5 protein-coding genes and 3 pseudogenes are annotated in these 6,145 nt (G+C 71.9%); 1 reads left to right on the top strand and 7 read right to left on the bottom strand.

From position 1 onward, the window contains the following. Positions 1 to 39: 39 nt before the first annotated feature. Complete coding sequence (locus tag ACWNCF_RS04650; RefSeq protein ID WP_449406200.1) at positions 40 to 1,398, bottom strand: T3SS effector HopA1 family protein; 1,359 nt, start codon at positions 1,396 to 1,398, stop codon at positions 40 to 42. A gap of 614 nt (positions 1,399 to 2,012) precedes the next feature. Then, positions 2,013 to 2,156, bottom strand: a pseudogene (locus tag ACWNCF_RS04645) (phosphotransferase); the annotation flags it as partial. Between the two features lie 223 nt (positions 2,157 to 2,379). On the opposite strand from ACWNCF_RS04645, the gene ACWNCF_RS04640 reads away from it, so the two are divergent. Continuing rightward, the gene (locus ACWNCF_RS04640; protein WP_449406199.1) at positions 2,380 to 2,811 is read left to right on the top strand and encodes a hypothetical protein; all 432 of its coding nucleotides are present in this window, start codon (positions 2,380 to 2,382) and stop codon (positions 2,809 to 2,811) included. Here ACWNCF_RS04640 and ACWNCF_RS04635 read toward each other — a convergent pair. The 5 genes and pseudogenes from ACWNCF_RS04635 to ACWNCF_RS04615 all read right to left on the bottom strand — a co-directional run bounded on the left by ACWNCF_RS04635 (position 2,796) and on the right by ACWNCF_RS04615 (position 6,087). Then, the gene (locus ACWNCF_RS04635) at positions 2,796 to 3,020 is read right to left on the bottom strand and encodes a hypothetical protein (protein WP_449406198.1); all 225 of its coding nucleotides are present in this window, start codon (positions 3,018 to 3,020) and stop codon (positions 2,796 to 2,798) included. The two genes, ACWNCF_RS04640 and ACWNCF_RS04635, sit on opposite strands and share 16 nt — an antisense overlap. A 14-nt stretch (positions 3,021 to 3,034) precedes the next feature. After that, complete coding sequence (locus ACWNCF_RS04630) at positions 3,035 to 3,271, bottom strand: hypothetical protein (RefSeq protein WP_449406201.1); 237 nt, start codon at positions 3,269 to 3,271, stop codon at positions 3,035 to 3,037. Positions 3,272 to 3,282: 11 nt separating this feature from the next. Then, positions 3,283 to 4,881 (bottom strand): annotated as a pseudogene (locus ACWNCF_RS04625) (PKD domain-containing protein); the annotation flags it as partial. Between the two features lie 58 nt (positions 4,882 to 4,939). Beyond that, a pseudogene (locus ACWNCF_RS04620) lies at positions 4,940 to 5,203 on the bottom strand (PKD domain-containing protein); the annotation flags it as partial. A gap of 5 nt (positions 5,204 to 5,208) precedes the next feature. Next, the gene (locus tag ACWNCF_RS04615; protein WP_449406197.1) at positions 5,209 to 6,087 is read right to left on the bottom strand and encodes a hypothetical protein; all 879 of its coding nucleotides are present in this window, start codon (positions 6,085 to 6,087) and stop codon (positions 5,209 to 5,211) included. Between the last annotated feature and the right edge of the window lie 58 nt (positions 6,088 to 6,145).

The following is a 6,145-nucleotide window of genomic DNA, read 5'->3' as shown; positions in this document are numbered from 1 at the left end:
TTATGTACATCTACTTCGTTCAGTTACGTATTGCTAAGGTTAAAACGGAGGAGTCAGTCGGATGATCCAGCACCTCGGGGCCAGGCGCAGCAGCGCGGCGCCGTATTCCTGCGCGAGCCCGTCGGCATCGTCGGCGTCCGCACCGAGCAGGCCGAGGACGACGCCGGCCACGCCGCCCAGCACGTCGGCATTGACGGCCCGGTGCGCCCGCCCCGCCAGCGCGGCGCGCAGGAGCACGGCGCGTGCCGCGAATTCGGGCAGATCCAGCAGGGCCGCGCAGCGCGCGCTCACCCAGGCCACGCCGGCCAGGCCGCCGTACAGTCCGGTATCCGCATGGGACTCGGCCGCCGCGCAGGCATGGCGCAGCGCGCCCGCGGCCGTGGTGCGCAGGCGTGCCTCGCCGGTGACGGCGTACAGCTGCGCCAGGAACCAGGCAATGCCCGCCGTGCCGTCGTACAGCGCCGGCCCCAGCGCGCCGTACGGGCGGCCGGTGCCGGCAAGGTGGCCAACCCAGCAGCAACGGTCGGCGTGCCAGACCGCGTCTCCGGCGAGCTCGGCGCCGATGCGCGCGGCGGCCGTGAGCAGGCCGGGCTGCGGCGCCGGCGCGGGCGGGCGCGTGCGGCGCCCCGGACCGCGCGCCGCCGGCAGCACATAGCCGCCCTGCGAACCGGGGTTCAGGAACGGCTGCGCCAGCGCGACGCCGTGATCCGCAAAACGGGCGCGCACCCGCTCCAGCCGGTACGCCGGCGCGCCGCTGCGCGCGTCGTCGGCACACAGCGCCCGTGCCAGCAGCGTGCAGCGGTGGCGGCCGAAGCTCGCGCCGCCGGGCGGCTGCTCGGCCAGGCCCAGTCCCGGCGCCAGCGCGTGCGTGTAGACGGGCACCGCCGTATCGAGCCAGGGCCGCATCCGCGCATGGATGCGCGCGAGCTCGCCCGCCAGCACGGGGAAATGTGCCTGGTCGAGATACAGCACGCAGGCGTCGGCCCGCCCGTACGCCGTGCTGCGCGCCAGCACCTTCACCTGGAACGGCAGGCCGCTGTCCGCCAGCATGCCGGTCAGCGCGGCCAGCAGCCGCGCCGCGCCGGCCGGGCTCACATGCCAGTACAGGCGCACGAGACGGCTGTCCACGGCCCACGGCGGGCCCTCGACGAGATAAAAGCCGGGGCTGGCCGCGAACGTCCCGGACGACTGCCGCAGATCGACCGCCGTGTCCGCTGTCCCCGCTGTCCCCGCCGCCGGCCGCCACGCGCCGGGTGGCGCGTGCACCCGCAGTCCGGCCTGGGCCGCATCGACGCCGCCGTCCGTGTGCTGCCGTGCCTGCCATCCGCCCTGCCAGGCCGGCGCGCGCGCGGTTGGCGCGTTCCAGCGCGGCGCGCAGGCGCAGCGCCGCGAGGCCATCGCGCGCCGTGTCGGCACCGGACGCGAGGGGCAGCGGGCGGCCGTGGCAATAGAATTGCCGGTACAGTACGCCCGCCAGCAGGTCGATCCGCAGCGCGTCCATGCCGGGGCCGTCGGGCAGGCGCGGCGCGATCGGCTCGCCGCGCCAGCGGATGGCGCCCGCGGCCGGGACCGCCACGCAGCGCAGCGCCAGGGCCAGCGCGTGGGCCGCACGCACCGGACAGGCGGACGTCATGGCGGCACGCCCGGAGGAAATGCGCGGCGCCCTCTTCCGGGACGGCGCAACAGGTTGTCGCACAACTGCACGTGGCCGAGCGCGTGCGTGGTGGCCTTGCGCCGCGCCCTGCATCTGTTCGTAGGCGAGTTGCAGCAGACGCGCCGCCGCGTAGCGCACGCAGGCGTGCAGCTCGGCGGTCCGCGCGCTCCCCGCGAGTCCGCGCGCGGCCGGCATACGCCGTGAAGAACGCGCGCACCGCGCCTTGCAGCGCGGCGTGCGGGATCGCGGCCAGCGCCATGCAGTCGGCCGGTTCGGCGCCGGCCGGCAGCGGCATGCTCTGCAGCCACGCGCTCATGTAGTCGGCCATGACGGCGCCCGCGTCCCAGGCGGGGTCGCCGGCCGTCGCCAGTTCCCAGTCGACGATCCGCAGCCGCCGGGGCCGCAGGTTCACGCAGCAATTGTCCAGGCGCAGGTCGGCATGAATCAGGCGCGGGTGTTCCGCGCAACGCGCGCGCCAGGTCGCGGCCAGCGCCTCCAGCATGGCGCACAGGCCGGCATTGCCTTGCACGACGCGCAGCAGGGCCACGCTGGCGGCGCTGCAATTGGCGACGAAACCGAGCAGCGGAGTGACGAGGCAGAACGGCAGCGGATAAAAGCCGCCTTCTCGATGCCGGGCACGGCGTCCGGCGGCAACGCACGTTGCAGCCGCCCCAGTTCGCGCCCAGCCGCGCGGCCAGCGCGGGCACGAAGCGCCCGAGGCGCGCATGCAGGTCGCGCAGGTTCTCGCGGTCGGCCTGGCCCAGCACCAGCACCGCCGCGTGCGGATCGTGGTCGACCAGCACCGGCAGCAGCCGCGCCGCGTGCGCCGGGGCGAGCGCGCGGCGCAGCAGGCGGTACACGGCGGCCTCGTGCGCGAGGCCGGCGCGGTGCGCGCGATCGGACCCGATCTTGACGAACAGGCCGTCCTGTCCCGCGCCGTCGACGAGCAGGTTCAGGTTGCGGCGCGACAGGTCGCGCATGCGGAAGCTGCCGTCGACGATGGCCGCCGGCGCCAGCAGGCCGCGCGCGATCAGGTAACGCGTCACCGCGGCGTACGAATCGAGCGCAGCCGGGGCCGCATCATGGCGCGGCGGCGCGGGCGGCGCGGATACGGTCCGGGCCGCGGTCGGGGCCGGCATCGTCAGAACCGGTTGTAGGGGCAGTCCGGGCTCGGATCGCGCGGATTGCAGGTGAACGACAGCTGGGTGTCCGGGCAGTTCGCCACGGACGAGCCGCAGCCGTCGCCCTGCGCCATCGCGAACATCTTGCGCATGCCCGGCGCGCCGGCAGCCCGCGCCGCGTTCTCGCGGTAGGTCGCACCCCCCAGGAAACCTTCCGGCACGGTCCGCGTCGCGGTTTCCTGCACGGTCGCGCCCGGCTTCAGCCACGCGATGATCTGCCCGGACGGAAAGCGTTCGTACGTCGATGAGCGGCATCCTTGGAAAACTCGTAATACCAGTTGAGGTTGTCGGTGGTGTACAAGCGGAAGTGGTGTTCACGCTCGCTGTTGCCGAGGAACTTGCCGATCAGCTTGATCACGCCGCCGTATTTGGCGGCGCGGTCGGCAAGGTCGTCCGTTTTGATTTCCCTGGGCTGGTTGTCGCCGGGTTGTTCCACGTCGTTCTCCTTCAGGCTGAGGTTGGGGGAGCGTCCGCCGGCTCTTGCGGATGCACGCACAGTTTTTCGAGCTGGATGCCGCCGCGGCCGACGATGTCCAGCACGGTCATGTCGCGGCCGGATACGTCGACCGTCTGGCGCGGGCCGCCCGGCGCGACGGTGCGCCGCGCGACCTCGTTGCGGTCGGCGTCGTAGGCGACCAGGATGGCGGCGCCCTGCCCGACCAGCGTCGCCCGCGCCATGTCGGCCGTGACCGGGAACGCGACCTCGAGGCCGCGCGGGCGGACCTCGAGTACACGCGGACCGGGCGGCACGGTGGACTGGACGATGCGCTGCGGTTCGCCGTCGCGCGCCGTGAAACGGAATCCCTCGTGTTCGAACTCGGACGGCAGCACGGCATCCTTCTCGAACGACGCGAAGTCCACGCAGGTCTGCCGCGGCGGCGCGGGCGGGCAGAACGGCTGCACCGCGACCAGGGCCGCGTCGTCGAAACAGACGTCGGCCCCCAGCCGCACGCCGCCCTGGCCCTCGATGAACACGGTGATGCCATCGCCGCTCGCGGTGGCGCGTACGCACAGCTGCGACCATTCGGGCCGCAACATGCCGTCCATCCACACGATCCGGGACGAGGAAGGGTCGACGCCGCCGTCCGGATCGATGCCGAGACGGGCGATCGCGCCGCGCAGTTCCGGCGGCTGGTCGATCAGTTCGTCCACGTCGTCGAGGAGCACGGAGTCGCCGCCGGCCTGCTCGTTGAGGCTGTACCACACGGTGACCTGGTAATCCCAGCCGGGATTGGCGCCGATGCGCTGCATCACCCCGGCGCGCGTGTTGCCGAGGAAGCGGATGCGCTGGGCCCGTCCGCCATGGCGCACCGTCGCGTGCTCGGCCGTGAAGATGTCGACGTTCGGCGCCACCGGCACCGCCAGCGGCGTCAGGTCGGCGCTGCCCAGCAGGGTCGGGATGCGCGCCAGATAGGGCGACCAGGCATTCCCGACTTCGCCCAGCTGGTGGCGGCAGAAGCCTTCCTCGAATCCGGCGTTGCGCACGTCGACCACGGTGACGACGGTCGCCATCGTGCCGGGCGCGCCATCGTCGTCGATCACCGTGCAGGTGGCGTGATACGTGCCGCACTGGTGGTACACGTGCGACGCCGTCGCGGTGCCCTGGCCCGCCGGCGCCTTGTGCGTCTCGTCGACGACGGCGCGGCGCGGGCCGCTGCAGTCGCCGAAATCCCAGAACGCCGCGTGCGTGTCCAGCCAGCCGGGATCGGTGAAGTGCGCGCGCAGGGTCAGCACGCAGCAGGGATAGGCGTACAGCGGCGCCAGCGCGTCCACCACGGGCGGCATGTTCAGCACCGTGACGCGCGCCTTGCCGAACCCCGTCGCCCCGCCCTCGTCCTGGACGCGCAGGGTGATCGTGTACGTGCCGGCATCGCCCCACGCATGGGTGCCGCCGACCGTGCCCTTGCCGAGCGGCTCGTCGTGGGTTTCGACGACCGTGCCGGCGGACGGGCTCTGTTCGTCGCCCCAGTCCCACGTGGCCGTATGCGTTTCCAGCCATTGCACGTCGGTGAAGCCGCCGTCGAAGGTCACGACCTCGCCTTCGTTGACCGTGCAGTGCCGGCCCGGCGGACACCACGGGCGGCACGTTCCTCACGCGGATCTGCGCATAGTGCCGGCTCGTGTCGCCGCCCGGCTCGTTCACCGTGACCGCGACGCGGGCCACGTACACGCCGTGGCGCCCATAGACGTGCGTGACGGAGGCCGTGGCGGCCGTCGCGCCGTCGCCGAGGTCCCAGGCATAGGTCGCATGCGGGTTCGGCGCGCCCGCGCTCAACGTGACGGGACTGCCGCCGTCCACCGCGTACGGCCCGTGCGCGTTCGCGAACACGATGTCGGTGCCGGCGTACTTGCTGACGACATTGAACATGGCCGCTAGCCTCCGATCAGCAGGCCATCGGGACTGATGGCGATGGGGTTCTCGAACGCCGACTGCACGTCGCCGACCGTGCCCAGCGGCGACGGCCAGGCCTGCAGGCCGTCCACGGCGCCGCTCACCTCGTCGGTCACGAGCGCGCCGCCGATCGTCGACGCGATGTGCTTGATGATTTCGAGCACCACGATGCCGATCACGAGCCCGACCACGCCGCCGCTCAGGAAGCCCAGCAGCAGGCCGAGGATCCACGCCAGCGTGGACAAATGAACGTCGGGATCGTGCACGTCCGGCTTGAGTTTCTGCGCGCCGGCGGCGTCGGGCGGCAGCCATTCGAGGCCGACATCGACGTCGTAGCCGGCATCGACGTCGATGCTGCCGAGGATGGCGTCGATGACGGTCACGTCGCCGGAAAAGTGGAGGAAATTCGTCAGCGACGGGTGCAGGCTCTTGAGGCGGACGTCGTGCCCGTCCACGTGCAGCACGACCGGCAGCGACGGGAATTTATCGTCGATGGCTTGCTGGATCATGGCCAGCGTGCGCGCCGCGCTGATCGCGATCGCGAACGAGCGCCCGGCCGGCACGAAGTTGTCGAGCAGCGTGATGTCGGCCCCGGGACTGGTGTTGATGGCGATGGCCAGCGCATCGGGCAAGGCCCGCACGGCCACGTCGTTCAGCGCGACGGGCGGCGCCGCGTTGCCCGGCCAGACTTCGAACGGGGGGCGTGCGGCCAGGTTGTCGTGGAGGGCCGTGGCGATGAATGCCTCTGGATCTCGAGCGTGTTCGGAAAGGCGAAGGAAAACGGCGCGAGCTTGGACACCAACAGGGTCTTCGCCTGGCTTTAGGTTCGTCGCGAGCAAGGTGTCGAGGTGCTGGATCATCCAACTATCTTCTCCGTTTTAACCTTAGCAATACGTAACTGAACGAAGTAGGTTACAA

The organism is Massilia phosphatilytica (genome assembly GCF_977014125.1).
This window is presented reverse-complemented; position numbering and strand designations above follow the sequence as displayed.

What these genes read in the sequence shown, in the direction of transcription:
- ACWNCF_RS04650 (WP_449406200.1), bottom strand. Translation starts at nt 1,398, where the DNA reads ATGGCCTCGCGGCGCTGCGCCTGCGCGCCGCGCTGGAACGCGCCAACC.
- ACWNCF_RS04640 (WP_449406199.1), top strand. Translation starts at nt 2,380, where the DNA reads ATGCAGGTCGCGCAGGTTCTCGCGGTCGGCCTGGCCCAGCACCAGCAC.
- ACWNCF_RS04615 (WP_449406197.1), bottom strand. Translation starts at nt 6,087, where the DNA reads ATGATCCAGCACCTCGACACCTTGCTCGCGACGAACCTAAAGCCAGGC.